General features: G+C 66.2%; 13 protein-coding genes. 6 read left to right on the top strand and 7 right to left on the bottom strand.

The genetic code is table 11. From position 1 onward, the window contains the following. Positions 1-38: 38 nt before the first annotated feature. The 7 genes from xth to dnaA all read right to left on the bottom strand — a co-directional run bounded on the left by xth (position 39) and on the right by dnaA (position 9,825). Positions 39-809: an exodeoxyribonuclease III gene (gene xth / locus F788_RS0100555; RefSeq protein WP_019588918.1), complete on the bottom strand. Its 771-nt coding sequence runs from the start codon at positions 807-809 to the stop codon at positions 39-41. Then, positions 806-2,860: a M3 family metallopeptidase gene (locus F788_RS0100550; RefSeq protein WP_019588917.1), complete on the bottom strand. Its 2,055-nt coding sequence runs from the start codon at positions 2,858-2,860 to the stop codon at positions 806-808. The genes xth and F788_RS0100550 overlap by 4 nt, the downstream gene beginning before the upstream one ends. 59 nt (positions 2,861-2,919) lie before the next feature. After that, positions 2,920-3,435: a hypothetical protein gene (locus tag F788_RS0100545; protein WP_019588916.1), complete on the bottom strand. Its 516-nt coding sequence runs from the start codon at positions 3,433-3,435 to the stop codon at positions 2,920-2,922. A 16-nt stretch (positions 3,436-3,451) separates the two neighbouring features. Beyond that, a complete protein-coding gene (gene gyrB / locus F788_RS0100540; protein WP_019588915.1) occupies positions 3,452-5,884 on the bottom strand; it encodes a DNA topoisomerase (ATP-hydrolyzing) subunit B in 2,433 nt (810 codons plus the stop codon). A 113-nt stretch (positions 5,885-5,997) separates the two neighbouring features. Next, complete coding sequence (locus tag F788_RS0100535; protein WP_019588914.1) at positions 5,998-7,077, bottom strand: DNA replication/repair protein RecF; 1,080 nt, start codon at positions 7,075-7,077, stop codon at positions 5,998-6,000. Positions 7,078-7,090: 13 nt separating this feature from the next. Next, complete coding sequence (gene dnaN, locus F788_RS0100530) at positions 7,091-8,194, bottom strand: DNA polymerase III subunit beta (protein ID WP_019588913.1); 1,104 nt, start codon at positions 8,192-8,194, stop codon at positions 7,091-7,093. A gap of 260 nt (positions 8,195-8,454) precedes the next feature. Further along, positions 8,455-9,825, bottom strand: coding sequence for a chromosomal replication initiator protein DnaA (dnaA, locus tag F788_RS0100525; protein ID WP_019022549.1), 1,371 nt, complete (start codon positions 9,823-9,825; stop codon positions 8,455-8,457). Between the two features lie 150 nt (positions 9,826-9,975). Between dnaA and rpmH the strand changes: the two genes are divergently transcribed. The 6 genes from rpmH to F788_RS0100495 all read left to right on the top strand — a co-directional run bounded on the left by rpmH (position 9,976) and on the right by F788_RS0100495 (position 15,014). Beyond that, complete coding sequence (gene rpmH, locus F788_RS0100520; RefSeq protein WP_019588912.1) at positions 9,976-10,110, top strand: 50S ribosomal protein L34; 135 nt, start codon at positions 9,976-9,978, stop codon at positions 10,108-10,110. A gap of 18 nt (positions 10,111-10,128) precedes the next feature. Further along, the gene (gene rnpA, locus F788_RS0100515; protein ID WP_019588911.1) at positions 10,129-10,485 is read left to right on the top strand and encodes a ribonuclease P protein component; all 357 of its coding nucleotides are present in this window, start codon (positions 10,129-10,131) and stop codon (positions 10,483-10,485) included. Beyond that, positions 10,482-10,739 carry a membrane protein insertion efficiency factor YidD gene (yidD, locus tag F788_RS0100510; RefSeq protein ID WP_018868892.1) on the top strand — a complete coding sequence of 86 codons (258 nt, stop codon included), beginning with the start codon at positions 10,482-10,484 and terminating at the stop codon, positions 10,737-10,739. Before rnpA ends, yidD begins: the two co-directional genes overlap by 4 nt. Positions 10,740-10,747: 8 nt before the next feature. Continuing rightward, positions 10,748-12,451 carry a membrane protein insertase YidC gene (gene yidC / locus F788_RS0100505; protein ID WP_019588910.1) on the top strand — a complete coding sequence of 568 codons (1,704 nt, stop codon included), beginning with the start codon at positions 10,748-10,750 and terminating at the stop codon, positions 12,449-12,451. A gap of 6 nt (positions 12,452-12,457) precedes the next feature. Then, the gene (gene mnmE / locus F788_RS0100500; protein ID WP_019588909.1) at positions 12,458-13,774 is read left to right on the top strand and encodes a tRNA uridine-5-carboxymethylaminomethyl(34) synthesis GTPase MnmE; all 1,317 of its coding nucleotides are present in this window, start codon (positions 12,458-12,460) and stop codon (positions 13,772-13,774) included. Positions 13,775-13,853: 79 nt separating this feature from the next. Beyond that, the gene (locus tag F788_RS0100495) at positions 13,854-15,014 is read left to right on the top strand and encodes a diguanylate cyclase (protein WP_018868895.1); all 1,161 of its coding nucleotides are present in this window, start codon (positions 13,854-13,856) and stop codon (positions 15,012-15,014) included. Positions 15,015-15,086: the final 72 nt, after the last annotated feature.

Genomic DNA, 15,086 nt, shown 5'->3' with positions numbered 1-15,086 from the left:
TCCTCCCCGTGATGGGTGGTGGTACCGCGGGCGGCGGGTCAGTCGTCGTTAAATTCCGCCCACACCGGCGCGTGGTCGGAGGGGCGTTCCCAGGCGCGGGGCTCGCGGTCGATACCGGCTCCCGCCAGCCGGCTGGCGAGGGCCGCCGACGCGAGGATCAGATCAATGCGCAGCCCGCGATTGCGGCGGAAGGACGCGGCACGGTAGTCGAACCAGGAGAATTCACCTTCGGGCTGATCGAACGCGCGGAACGTATCCTGCAGCCCCAGGGCCTGCAGGGACTGTAACGCTTCGCGTTCGGGTGCCGAACACAGGACCTTGCCCTCCCAGGCCTCCGGGTCGTGGACGTCGCGGTCGTCCGGCGCGATATTGAAATCCCCTAGGACCACGAGCCTCTCGTGGTGCCTGGCCTCTTCTTCCAGCCAGTTGCGGACCCGCGACAGCCAGTCGAGCTTGTAGGCGTATTTTTCCGAATCCACGGCCTCGCCATTGACGACATACAGGTTCACCACCCGCACGCCGGCGATGGTCGCGGCGAGGATGCGGCGCTGGGCGTCGTCGAGCCCGGGCGGATCGGTCACCACGTCAGTGGCCTCGGTTCGCGACAGGATGGCGACCCCATTATAGGTTTTCTGGCCGGAATGGACCACCTGATAGCCGGCCTCGTGGATGGCGGCCACGGGGAAGGCTTCGTCGGTCAGTTTGGTCTCCTGCAGGGCGAGGATGTCGGTGTGCGACGTGCCGAGCCATGACAGGACCTGGGGCAGGCGCACCTTCAGGGAATTGACGTTCCAGCTGGCGATCTTCACGCGGCCTTCTCCTCCAGTCCACTGTGGCGCAGCAGCGCATCGATCTGCGGGTCGCGGCCGCGGAACGCGCGGAAGGAATCCGCGGCAGGGCGGGATGCCCCCGCCTCGAGGATCTCGTGCAGGTAATCGGCGCCGGCCTCGCGCGAGAACAGGCCCTCCTCCTCGAACCGGGCAAAGGCGTCCGCCGAGAGCACTTCGGCCCACTTGTAGGAGTAGTAACCCGCGGCGTAGCCCCCCGCGAAGATGTGGGCGAAACCGTGCTGAAAACGGTTATAGGACGGCGGAGTGAAGACCGCGACCTCCTGGCGTACCGCATCCAGCAGATCCTGGATCTCGGCGGGATCCGTCGGGGCCGGACGGTCGTGCAGGCGCATGTCGAACAGGGAGAACTCCACCTGGCGCAACAGCTGCAGGGCAGCATGAAAATGACGCGTCCCCTGCAGGCGTTCATACAGATCGTCGGGCATCGGCTCGTCGGTCGCGTGATGCCGGGCGAAGAGGTCCAGGGCTTCTCGCTCCCAGCACCAGTTTTCCATGAACTGGCTGGGCAGTTCGACCGCATCCCATTCCACCCCGTTGATACCGGCGATCTCGGGCTCGTCGACCCGGGTCAGCATGTGGTGCAGACCGTGGCCGAATTCGTGGAAAAGCGTGATCACCTCGTCGTGGGTGAACAGCGCGGGCTGGTCATCCACCGGCGGCGTGGAATTGCAGGTCATGTAGGCCACGGGCAGTTGCAACCCGTCGGCCCGCGCATAGCGCTGGCGGCAGACATCCATCCAGGCGCCTCCGCGCTTGTTGCGGCGAGCGTAGAGGTCCAGGTAGAAGCCGGCCCGCTCATCGCCCTCGGGGCCGAAGATGCGGTAGAAGGTCACGTCGTCGTGCCAGGTCTCGATCTCCGGATCGGCCTCGAAGCGGACCCCGAACAGGCGTTCGACCAGACGGAACAGACCGTCCACGGCCCGGGTGGCGGGGAAATACGGTTTCAGCATCTCTTGCGACAGTCCGAGCCGGCGCTCGCGCATCTTCTCCGCGGCCCAGGCCACATCCCAGGACTCGAGTTGCTCGAGGCCGAGTTCCTCGCGGGCAAAGCGCTCCAGCTCGGCACGGTCGCGTTCGGCCTGCGGACGGGCGCGGTGGGCGAGATCGGCGAGAAACTGCTCAACCTGCTCCGGGGTCTCGGCCATCTTGGTCGCCAGCGAACGATGGGCGTAACGGGGAAAACCGGTGAGTTCGGCCTTTTCCTGGCGCAGCTGCAGGATTTCGACCATGTTGGCGGAGTTGTCGTAGGCAACGTCGTGCGGGCCGGTCTCCGAGGCTCGGGTGACGAAGGCGTGATACACGCGTTCGCGCAGCGCGCGATCGTCGGCGTGAGTGAGGACGGCGTGCACGCTGGGGAAGTCGAGGGTGGCGGCCCAGGGTGCGTCCAGTTCGTGGTCACGGGCGTTCCGGGCCAGCAGGGCGCGGTCGGAATCGGACAGGCCGGCGAGTTCGCCCTCCTCGTGTAGCGGATGGGCCCAGGCCTGAGTGGCGTCCAGCACATTCTCTTCGAAGCTGGCGGTCAGCTCGGAGAGCCGCCCGTCGATGGCTCGCAGACGTTCGCGCGCCTCCCCGGGCAGGTCGACCCCGCTCAGATGAAAGTCGCGCAGGGCATCGTCGATGACCTTGCGCCGCTGCGGCGAAAGGCGCGGGTATTCATCGCCATCGGCCAGCGCGCGGAAGGCCTGGTACAGGCCCTGGTGCTGCGACAGCCAGGAGCCGTAATCCGACAGCCTGGGCAGGCATGCATTGTAGGCCTCGCGCAGGGCCGGCGAATTCATCACCGAATTCAGATGGCTGACCGGTGACCAGGCGGTCTCCAGGCGGTTTTCCAGTTCCTGGAGAGGAGCGACCAGGTTCTCCCAGGTGGGCCGATCACCGGCGCGGGCGACGAGTTCATCGATCTCGCGGCGGTTGTCGGCAAGCAACTGATCAATGGCCGGAATCACATGATCCGGCTCGATGGACCGGAACGCGGGCAGGGAATCCACGTTCAGCAACGGATTGGACACGGCGGCTCCGGGGGTCGGTGTTTGGGATCGGGATTATGCCACTGTCAGGGAAGCACTGATCAATGCGCATGCTCGCGCTGGTGAGAGGGCTCCAGGGGGGCGTAGGAACCACGGGCGGTCAGGCGCGCGATCAGTATTCCCGGGGGGGTTCGGCACAGCGAGTGATAGGTGCCAAGGGCCGCATTGTAACGGCGAATGGCATCGGTAATCGCTGCATCCAGGGCCTCGATTTGCCGGACGCCGGAGTGATCGCGGGCGGTTTCCGGTAACTCCGCGAGGAGGAGGTCCCAGTTCTTCCGCAAATCTCGCTCGGCCGCCGCAAGACGCGGTGGATTGCCGTAGCGGCGGGCAAATTCATGGGCCTCCAGGGCGGTGTCGAGGCCGGCGCGGCGGGTGGGCGGTACCGCGAGTTCGGTCAGAGCCTGCGGTAAAAGCGCATTACGCTGGCACACCAGGACATCGAACTGCTCCCAGGCACGGGTGACCTGGCGATGACAGTGGGCGAGACGGGCCGCCGTCCGCCCCAGCCAGACGAGTCCGATCGCGCCGACAAGGGTCAGCAGCAGGGCGAGCACGGGCGACGCGCGCGGCTCAGATGTCGACGTTTTCGGCGCTCAGCGCGCGGGTCTCGATGAAGTCGCGGCGCGGCTCGACCTGGTCGCCCATCAGGGTGGTGAAGATCTCGTCCGCGCGAATCGCATCCTCCACGCGGACCTGCAGGAGGCGCCGGGATTCGGGGTCCATGGTCGTCTCCCACAGCTGCTCGGCGTTCATTTCCCCGAGGCCCTTGTACCGCTGGACGGACAGCCCACGCCGGCCTTCGGCCAGCAGCCATTCCATGGCTTCGGAGAAACGGACGATTTCGTGGCGTCGCTCGCCGCGCTGGATGTAGGCCCCTTCGTCCAGCAGGCTCTGCAGGCGTTCGGAGAGATCGAGGATGGCCTGGAAATCGCGCGAGGCCAGGGTGTCGTCGGTGAGGTGCTGCGACAGCCGCGCGCCGTGCTCGAGACGATGGAGTGCGAGCCGGTCATGACCGTCGGGGTCGCGATCGGCCTCCAGTTCGTAGCGCGTGGCACCCGCCTTGTCACTCGACAGTCCGTCGAGAATCGCCTGGAACCACTGCTGAACCGCAGGTTCGGTCACCGAACGCGGGCGCGGCATGGGTGGCGCTTCGAGCATGCCCCACAGGACGCGGGGATCATACAGACGTCCCAGACGCCCGACCGCCGCGGCGGCCGCCTGGTAGGCACGGATCAGGTCCTCGAACGCCTCGCCGGTGATCGCGGGGGCCTCGGCGGCGGGATGCAGCGCTGCCCCGTCCAGGGCCAGGGAGTGGATGATCTGCTGCATCTCCTGTTCGTCGCGGATGTACTGCTCGCGCTTGCCGCGCTTGATCTTGTACAGCGGCGGCTGGGCGATGTAGACGTGGCCGCGCTCGATCAGCTCCGGCATCTGACGGAAGAAGAAGGTCAGCAGCAGGGTGCGGATATGCGAGCCGTCGACATCCGCGTCGGTCATGATGATTATGCGGTGATAGCGCAGCTTGTCGGGGTCGTATTCGTCCTTGCCGATGCCGCAGCCCAGGGCGGTGATCAGCGTACCGACCTCGGCGGAACCGAGCATGCGGTCGAAACGCGCGCGCTCCACGTTGAGGATCTTGCCCTTGAGCGGAAGGATCGCCTGGAAATGGCGGTCGCGGCCCTGCTTGGCCGATCCGCCGGCCGAGTCCCCCTCCACCAGGTAGAGTTCCGAGCGGGACGGGTCCTTTTCCTGGCAGTCGGCGAGCTTGCCGGGCAGGCCGGCAACGTCCAGGGCACCCTTGCGACGGGTGACTTCACGTGCCTTGCGCGCGGCCTCGCGGGCGCGGGCGGCATCCAGCACCTTGTCGGTGATCGCCTTGGCCTCGGGCGGATTTTCCAGCAGGAAGGCGCCCAGCGCATCGGAGAGCACCGAATCGACGATCGGCTTCACCTCGGAGGAGACCAGCTTGTCCTTGGTCTGCGACGAGAATTTGGGGTCGGGAACCTTCACCGACAGGACCGCGGTCAGACCCTCCCGCATGTCATCGCCGGCCGTGGCGACCTTCGCCTTTTTGGTCAGACCCTCACGCTCGAGATACTGGTTGATCGTGCGGGTGAGCGCGGCGCGAAAACCGGCCATGTGGCTGCCACCGTCGCGCTGCGGAATGTTGTTGGTGTAGCAGAAGATATTCTCCTGATACGAATCATTCCACTGCAGGGCGATCTCTACTGCGTAATCATCCCGCATCTGGTCGGCGTAGATGACCGTGGGATGCAGGGCGGTCTTTTTCTGGTTCAGGTGTTCGACGAAGGCACGGATACCGCCTTCGAACACGAAGGTCTCTTCGCGGTTGTCACGCAGGTCTCGGAGCGTGATGCGCACCCCCGAGTTGAGGAACGAAAGCTCGCGCAGGCGTTTGGCGAGGATCTCGTAATGGAACTCGATGTCGGAGAAGATCTCGCTGCTGGGCCGGAACCAGATGCGGGTACCGTGCCGCTCGGTCGACCCCGCCACGGTCAGATCGGTCTCCGGTACGCCGAGGTGGTAGATCTGTTCGTGCCGCTGGCCGTCGCGATGGATCTCCAGGCGAAGTTCTTCCGACAGGGCGTTGACCACCGACACGCCGACCCCGTGGAGGCCACCCGAGACCTTGTAGGAATTGTTGTCGAACTTGCCGCCGGCGTGGAGGACGGTAAGGATGACTTCGGCCGCCGACTTGCCTTCTTCCTCGTGGACATCCGTGGGAATGCCGCGGCCGTTGTCGGCAACGCTGATGGCATTGTCCTCGTGGATCACGACCTCGATGCTGTCACAGTGTCCGGCCAGCGCCTCGTCGATGGAGTTGTCCACCACCTCGAAGACCATGTGGTGCAGACCGGTGCCGTCATCGGTATCGCCGATGTACATCCCTGGACGCTTGCGCACCGCGTCCAGCCCCTTGAGGACACGGATCTGGCTGGAATCATAGGCGGCGGGATCGGCGGGGATTTCGTGGTCGGCCATGGATGCGCTTCCGGCAGGTGACAATCCCGTCATTGTACCGCAAAGCCGGCCGATTCTGGCGGTCGGCGCGTCGGCGGCTGAAAAGGAGGAGGAGGAATGTTCCACGTGGAACATCAGTCGGGCGGAGCAGCCACCCGCCCGTGTTCCACGTGAAACATCCGGGGCTCCCGAACCCGGTCCCCGACCGCGCCGTGATCCACTGCGGTCAGCAGGACCTGCCAGCCCAGCATATCCAGCCCGCCGAGCAGCCCGGCCGTCACCCCTCGATCCAGTTCCGACAGAACGTCGTCCAGCAACAGCAGCGGCGAGCGCCCCGTACGCACCTCCAGCATCAGACCCTGGCCCACCACCAGTGCCGTCACCAGCCGTTTCTGTTCCCCGCGCGATCCCTCCGTCGCGTCCCTTCCGGCCAGTTTGAGCACCAGGTCGGCCCGCTGCGGCCCGACCTGTGCAAACCCCCGTTCCGCATCCGTGCTCCGACTGCGGTCGACCGCTTCCGCCAGCGAACGTCGCTGCTCCCATCCCGGCCGCAGCCGCAGATCCAGTCCTTCCAGGTCCCCCTCGAATCCCAGCTTCCCCGCGGCTTCCAGCGTCCGTGCCCGCCACTCCCCGACATAATCTTCGCGCGCCCGGGTCACGCGTTCACCCGCCGCCACCAGCGGCCCCTCGAATTCGCGCGCCGCGCGACCCTGTCCCTGACGCAACGCCGCGTTGCGTTGCTCGTGGGCCCGCCGCCAGCGCTGCCATGCCTCGCGATACCCGGCAATTCCGTGAAAACACCCCCAGTCCAGCAGGCGTCGCCGTTCTTCCGGTCCTTCGCGCACCAGGTCGAAGCTGCCCGCGTGCAGCACCCGCGACGGCAGCCATTCCGCCACGCGCGCATGCCCCCGCAGCCATTCCCCGTCCAGACGCGAGCGTCGGCTTCCCTGCCATTCCACACCGAGCCGGTGGCGCGTCCCGCTGACCGGATCCCGTACCGTGCCTCCCACGCCGAGGTAGTGTTCCCCCTCGCTCACCACCCGGCGCAGTTGCTGAGTACGAAACGAACGACCGACCGACAACAGGTGACAGGCCTCCACCACCGATGTCTTGCCGGCTCCGTTGGCCCCGGTGAACACGTTGAATCCGCCACCCAGCTGCAGCCGGGTTGCCTCCAGGTTGCGTACGCCCTGGATACGCAGTTCTTCCAGCACTCCGGGTCCGCAGCTACAGACGCATCGGCATGACCACGTAGCGCGCGCCGCCGGGCGGTTCCGCCTGGATCAGGATCGAGGAGTTTCCGTCCCGAAGGCCGATCCGCACTGAATCCGTTTCGATCACGTTGAGCACGTCCTGCAGGTACCCGAGGTTGAAGCCGATCTCCATTTCCGGCCCGTCATAGGATGCTTCCACCGACTCCTGTGCTTCCTCGCGATCGGCGTTATGGGTCATCACCTGGCAGCCCGCCGGTCCCAGGACCATCCGCACCCCCCGGTACTTGTCACTCGCGACGATGGAGACCCGCGCCAGCGCCCTTTTGAGCAATTCCCGTTCAACCACCAGGGTCGCCGGGAGATCCGCAGGGATGACCCGTTCGTAGTCCGGAAAGCGCCCCTCGATCACCTTGGAACGCAACACTGCCGTTCCCAGCTCGAACACGATCTGGTCCTCGGCGAACCCGATACGCACCGCCTGATCGTCGTCGTTGAGGTTGCGCTTCAGCTCGGCCACCGCCTTGCGCGGCACGATCCGCTCGATGCGATTCTCCACGGGCTGGTCGAGTTCGATCTCCGCCAGGGCGAGGCGATGGCCATCGGTGGCGACCGCGCGCAGGGTGTGTCCGGTAGCCACGAGCAGCAGCCCCTGGAGGTAGTAACGCACATCCTGCTGCGCCATGGAGAACATGGTCGCCTCCAGCAACCGCCGCAGGCGGTTCTGTGGGACATCTACCGCGGCCAGGATTCCGCCGGCTTCCCAGTCGGGGAAATCCGCCCCGGGCAGGGTGGCGAGCGAAAACCGAGAACCGCCAAAACCGACACTCATGCGTTCGGCATCCAGGCTCGCCCGGATCTCGCTCTCAACGGGTGCGGCCTTCACCACATCCAGCAGCTTGCGCACCGAGACCGTAGTGTCGCATTCCGCCGGGATGTCCCCGGCTGCATGGGCACTCCAGGCCAGTTCCAGGTCCGTGGTTTCCAGCCGCATGCCCCCGGACTCGTCCGGTCGCACGCGGACATTCCCGAGGATCGGCATGGTCAGCCGCTTCTCGGCCGCACCCACGATCCGCTGCAGGGCCTCGGTCATCGCTTCCCGGTTGAATGAGAGTTCCATGGCGTGTCCTGTTGTAAGAGCTTTCTAAATGAATACTTGCAGTAATAACTGACGCATCAGCCTGTGGGAAAAAGACTATTTCCTTTTTCAAAACAAATACTTGATACTATTTCGCCGTCCCGTGAGCCCTTGGGGGCAACTGTGCGTGACCTGTGGACAGATTCCGTCTGCTCATTCGCCCACGGTTTATGCACCGTCACCCGGACAGGTTGTCCACCGTCTTGTCCACAGCCCGCAGAGCAGGTTCACCGACCCGGCTGTCAGCTGCTCAGTGTTCGCAGCAGATTGGAATAATCCTCGTCCAGGCTCGCGTCCGATTCGCGCAGTTCCGCGATCTTGCGGCAGGCGTGCATGACCGTGGTGTGATCGCGCCCGCCAAAGGCCTGACCGATCTCCGGCAGGCTGTGCTGGGTCAGTTCCTTGGCCAGAGCCATCGCGACCTGACGCGGTCGCGCGATGGAGCGGCTGCGCCGCGTCGACAACAGATCCGCAACCTTGATGCGGTAGTAATCGGCTACCGTCTTCTGGATGTTTTCCAGCGTAATCAGCTTGTTCTGCACCGCCAGCAGGTCGCGCAGCGCCTCCTTCGCGAAGTCCACCGTAATCGGTTTGCCGGTGAAGTGGGCGTTCGCCAGGACCCGACGCAGCGAACCTTCCAGTTCGCGGATGTTCGAACGGATCCGCTTGCCCATGAAGAAGGCCACCTCGCTGGGCAGTTCGATCCCTGCCTGTTCCGCCTTGCGCTGCAGGATGGCGACACGGGTCTCCAGTTCCGGCGGTTCGATCGCGATGGTCAGTCCCCAGCCGAACCGCGACTTCAGGCGTTCCTCCAGCCCCTCGACTTCCTTGGGGTAACGGTCGGAGGTCAGGATGATCTGCTGCTGGCCTTCCAGGAGCGCGTTGAAGGTGTGGAAGAATTCTTCCTGCGAGCGTTCCTTGCCGGCAAAGAACTGGATGTCGTCGATCAGCAGCGCATCCGCACTGCGGTAGTGCTGCTTGAAATCGTCGATCGCGTTGTGCTGCAGCGCCTTGATCATGTCGGCCACGAAGCGCTCGGAATGCAGGTAGATGATCCGGCCTTCGGGCTGGCGTGCGAGGATACTGTTGCCGATCGCATGCATCAGATGGGTCTTGCCCAGGCCGACACCGCCGTAAATGAACAGGGGGTTGTAGCCGACCCCGGGATTTTCCGCGACCTGCAGACTGGCGGCCTTGGCCAGCTGGTTGGACTTGCCCTCGACGAAGGTCTCGAAGGTGAACGCCGGATTCAGGTTGCTGACCGGTCCGGATGCGCGAGGCGGCGCGCCGGCACCTTCGGCCGGCCGCGTCCCGCTGGCGCGCTCCCCGTCGCCTGCCGCTGCCGGCGCCGGTTCCTCGCCGCCGATCCCGAGACGGACGGCCGGCGTCTCACCCCCGGAACCGGCGGGGGCGATCTCCACCACCGCCTCTTCGATCGTCCCGAGGAGATGGTCCCGCACGTGCTCGAACACGAACTGGTTCGGGGCCAGAAGGCGCAGGGTGTCGCCACTTTCATCCGCATGCAGGGGGCGCAGCCAGGTATTGAGCTGCTGTTCGGAGACCTTGTCCTGCAGGCGGTCCAGGCAGGCCCTCCAAAGGCTGTCGGAAGCCACGCGATATTCTCCGATGAGGGATACGAAACAGGCGTGCAGTCTACGCCCGCCGTGCCGGGTCACGCCAGCCGCATCCCCCGGGGACGATTGACTTGTGGCGCTACACGGGGTAGGTTCACCGGCCTTTCATCCAGTCATTCCGGAATCATCATGAAGCGCACCTTCCAGCCCAGCCGTCTCGTCCGCGCGCGAACCCACGGATTCCGTGCCCGCATGGCCACCCGTGGCGGTCGCAAGGTCATCAATGCCCGTCGGGCCAAGGGCCGCAAGCACCTGACGCCGTAACGCCCGGCCTCGGCCCGAGTGCCCGCGCCGTCCTCGCCGGCCGGTTTTCCGCGCGCCGCGCGCCTGCTGACCGGCGGTGACTACCGCTACGTCTTCCAGGACGCACGGCGGGTGCGCGGGCGCCACCTGACCCTGCTTTACCGCCCGCGGAGCGAGGACGGCCCCGCCCGGCTGGGCCTGGCGATCGGCAAGCGCCATGTCCGACGCGCGGTACGGCGCAACCGTATCAAGCGAATTGCCCGCGAGGCCTTTCGCCAGCGCCGTACCGAACTGCCGCCGGTGGATATCATCATCCTCGCGCGCGGCGGCGCGGGCGACGTGCAGGCCGAAGCCCTGCGGCGCGAGATCGACCATTTGCTGGACCGCATCCGATGAGCCGTCTGCTGCGCAAGATCGCCCTGTTGCCCGTGCGGGCCTACCAGTACGGCATTTCGCCGTTCATGGCGCCGCATTGCCGCCATTTCCCGACGTGTTCTGCCTACACGGTGGAAGCCGTGGAGACCCACGGCGTGCTGCGCGGATTCTGGCTGGGCCTGCGCCGCATCCTGCGCTGTCATCCCTGGTCACCGGGTGGCTATGATCCGGTCCCGCCGCGGGATCCCGACTCTCAATCTCCTTCCCGGAAGTAATCGCGCCCATGGATAACATCCGTCCCCTGCTGTGGTTGACCCTGGCCTTCATCCTGTTCCTGATGTGGATGGCCTGGAACGATGACTACGGCACCCGACCGGCCACCGAGACCGCGGCCGAACGCGAGCTGGAAGAGGATCCGGATGCGCGGCCGGAGGATGTTCCGGATACTCCGGAGGCGGCGGCCGAGCCCGAGGCCGACCAGGCCACCGATGCCCCGGAACCCATCGCGGCCCCGGAGCGGCGTCAGATCCAGGTGGTGACCGACAAGCATGACCTGCTGATCGATACCCGCGGTGGCACGATCCTGCGGGCCGATCTGCTGCAGTTCCCGCAGGATCTGCGCGACGACCCCCTGGTGCCGGTGCGCTTACTGGATCACCGCATTCGCGGTTATGTCGCGCAGAGCGGCCTGACCCACGACCGCGTCGAGGGTGTCGACCCCGAAGGACGCGCGCCCTCGCATCACGCCGACTTCGAGGTCGATCAGGATCGTTTCGAGCTGGGCGAAGGCCAGGATCAGCTGCGCGTGCCGCTGCGCTGGACCTCGGAAGACGGCGAGATCGAAGTCGTGAAGACCTACGTCTTCAACCGCGGCACCCACCTGATCGAGGTGGAATACGAGGTTCACAATCACAGTGCCGATCCCTGGATCGGGCGCCAGTATCGCCAGCTGCGTCATGGCGAGACCCCCGACCGTGAATCCTGGTGGCTGTACACCTTCACCGGGGCGGCCTGGTACGACGGCAGCTACGAGCGCGAGCGTTTCGAGTCGCTGGCAGACGATCCGGTCGAGGATCGCATCGAGGGTGGCTGGGTCTCGATGATCGAGCACTATTTCGTGTCGGCGTGGATCCCGGGCGCCGAGGAACTCAACGCCCTGTACGCCCGCTCCGTGCCCGGCGAGGTGGGCGAGGAATACCTGATCGGCCTGCATTCGGCCGAGCCACTGCGCGTTGGTCCCGGTGAGACCGGGGATTTCCACACCCGGCTGTGGGTGGGGCCCAAGACCCAGGCCGAACTGGCCGAGATCGCGGACGGCCTGCAACTGACGGTCGATTACGGGGTGTTCACCTTCCTCTCCAGCCCGCTGTTCTGGCTGCTGGACAAGATCCACGCGGTCGTCGGTAACTGGGGCTGGTCCATCGTCATCCTGACGATCCTGATCAAGCTGGCCTTCTTCAAGCTGTCGGCGACCAGTTACCGCTCCATGGCGCGCATGCGCAAGGTCGCGCCCAAGCTGCAGGAGCTGAAGGAGCGCTACAAGGACGACAAGCAGCGCATGAACCAGGCGCTGATGGACCTGTACAAGAAGGAGAAGATCAATCCGCTGGGCGGCTGTCTCCCGATCCTGGTGCAGATACCGGTGTTCATCGCCCTGTACTGGGTGCTGCTGGAGAGTGTCGAACTGCGCCAGGCCCCGTGGTGGCTGTGGATCCAGGACCTGTCGTCGCGCGATCCGTTCTTCATCCTGCCGATCCTGATGGGCGTGTCCATGTTCGTGCAGTACAAGCTGAACCCGCCGCCGATGGATCCGGTACAGCAGAAGGTCTTCATGGCGCTGCCGTTCGTGTTCACCGTGTTCTTCGCCTTCTTCCCGGCGGGCCTGGTGCTGTACTGGTTCACCAACAACCTGTTCTCCATCGCGCAGCAGTGGTACATCACGCGCAAGATCGAGACCGGCGCGGACCCCGACAAGCAGAAGGAGTGACCCTACGTGGACGGTGACACCATCGTCGCGGTCGCGACCCCTCCGGGGTCCGGCGGCATCGGGGTGGTGCGCCTTTCCGGTCCCGAGTCCGCGGTAATGGCGCGGCGGATCGCCGGGCTAGATCCACGGCCGCGGCACGCCCATTACGTGCGGCTGCAGGACCCCGCCGATGGCGCGCTGATCGACGACGGTCTGGTGCTGTTCTTCCCGGGCCCGCGTTCCTACACCGGCGAGGACGTGGTGGAGTTTCAGGGCCACGGGAGCCCCGTGTTGCTGGAACGGCTGGTTGCCGCCTGCGTGGCCCTGGGCGCGCGTCGTGCGCGCCCCGGCGAATACACCGAACGCGCATTCCTCAATGGCCGCATGGACCTGGCCCAGGCGGAGGCCGTCGCCGATCTCATCCACGCCCAGACCGAGCGCGCGGCGCGGCGCGCACGTTCCAGTCTGGACGGCGCCCTGGCCGCCGAGCTGCAGCCGGTCTCGCGCCGCATCCGCGACCTGCGGGTCCACATGGAGGCGGAACTGGACTTTGGCGAGACCGATCTCGAGTCGGATGTGGCCGGGACACTGGTGCCGGCGGCGGCCGAACTCGCCGCGCAGATCCGTGCGCTGATCGAACGCCTGCGGCCCGGCCGCTACCTGGACCGCGGTCTGCGACTGGCGCTGCTCGGGCCGCCCAACGCCGGCAAGTCCAGTCTGATGAACCGCCTTGCAGAGGATGAGGTCGCGATTGTCACCGATCGGCCCGGGACCACGCGCGACGTGCTGCGGGCACCGGTCGCGATCCACGGCATTCCGGTCGAGGTGGTGGATACCGCCGGCCTGCACGGGAGCGAGGATCCGGTGGAGCAGATCGGCATGGAACGGGCCCGCGAGGCCGGACGGACGGCCGATCTGGTCCTCGAGCTGCGTGACCTGACCGATCCCGACGCCGGGATACCGCAGGACCTGCCGGCCGATCTGCCCCGCCTGGTCGTGTGGAACAAGACCGATCTTGCCGATGATCGGGAGGGTTGTGTTTCCGCCGACGCACTCGCGATCTCCGCGCGCACCGGCGAGGGACTGGATGCGCTGCGCGACGCGATTGCCGCGCGCCTGGGCCTGGCCCCCGAGACGGATGGCGGCTTCAGCGTGCGTGCGCGTCACCTGGACGGCCTGGCGGCGGCGGCCGGCGCCCTGGAACGCATCGACCCGGCACTGCCCGGCGATCTCGCCGCGGAAGAACTGCGCAGCGCCGAACAGGCCCTGGACGCCCTGCTCGGGCGCCAGGACCACGAGGCCCTGCTGGGCGAGATCTTCGCCGGATTCTGTATCGGCAAATAATCCGAGTGCCGTCCTGCGACTTTTGCATTCGCCGTGATCCCGCCGCAGGCTTGCCGAATCCCGAGCGAAGGAATGCGGCATGGCGACCGAACCGGAAGTCCCGACCGAGGAATCCTCCCCTGCCTCCCTGCGTGAACGCCTGATCCGGATGAATCTTCCCGATCTGGTCCACGGCGGCGGTCACGCGCCCGACTTCCGCGAAACCCGGGCGGACTACATCCGCCGACGGATCCGGCCGCTCGCGCTGTTGCTGGCCATCGGTCTGCCCCTGTGGCTGCCGCTCGAATTCTTCCTGCTGGATACCCCGGACGCCCTGCTCACGATGATCCTGCGGCTCACCGGTGCCGGCGCCGGACTGGTGCTGTGGTGGAGTTGCCGCCAGGATACCGGCTACCGAGGGACGCTGTGGCGCCTCGCCCTGCTGCTGGCGATTCCGATGACGCTCTATGCCATGGCGCGGTTCATCATCAATTCCGACCTCGGGTCGGCGCTCGCCTCGGGTTACGCTTTCTTTCCCGCACTCACGGTCGCGGCCCTGGCCATCTTCCCGCTGACCCTGCGCGAAGGTGCGTTCGGTTCGGTCGCCATCCTCGCCGTCTACATGGCCATCGAGGCGGCCATGGGGAATCTGGGTCGCTGGGACACCCTGGGCAATCTCTGGCTGCTGGTGCTGGTGGCCGGGGTAGCCGTATGGGCCGCTCTCAGTCAGCTGCACATGCTGCTGCGGCTCTACCGTCAGGCCACTCGTGATCCGTTGACCGGCCTGTTTAACCGCGGGGCCCTTGCGCGCCGGGTCCGGCGTCAGCTGGAAGTCGGCGGCGGGGCGGATGCCGGCCTGTGTGTGCTGCTGTTCGATCTCGACTGGTTCAAGCGGATCAACGACACCCATGGCCATCGTGCCGGTGACCGGGTGCTGGAACATTTCGCTGCCCTGCTGCAGGACGAGTTGCGCGATGGTGGCACCCCCGGCCGCTGGGGCGGTGAGGAATTCCTCGCGGTCCTCCCGCATGGCGACCTCGAGCACGCGCGAGCGCTGGCGGAACGGATCCGTGAGCGTCTGGGGGCGGAACCGGTCGATCTGTTTCCGGCGGATTCGCTGACCGTCACCGCCTCGGTAGGCGTGGCGTGTCGCCACGGCGGCGAATCGCTGGACGCGCTGGTGCAGCGTGCCGATGACGCACTGTACGCCGCCAAGACCGCCGGCCGCGACTGTGTGCGCAGCGCCCCCGTGCCGACCTGATCGATGCGCGCGCTCCTGCTACACTGATCGCTTGCAACGCAGTGGCCCGACCCCCGGGCCGGGAAGTTCTGG

Source organism: Thioalkalivibrio sp. ALE10, from assembly GCF_000381385.1.
Classification (GTDB): Bacteria; Pseudomonadota; Gammaproteobacteria; order Ectothiorhodospirales; family Ectothiorhodospiraceae; genus Thioalkalivibrio.
This window is presented reverse-complemented; position numbering and strand designations above follow the sequence as displayed.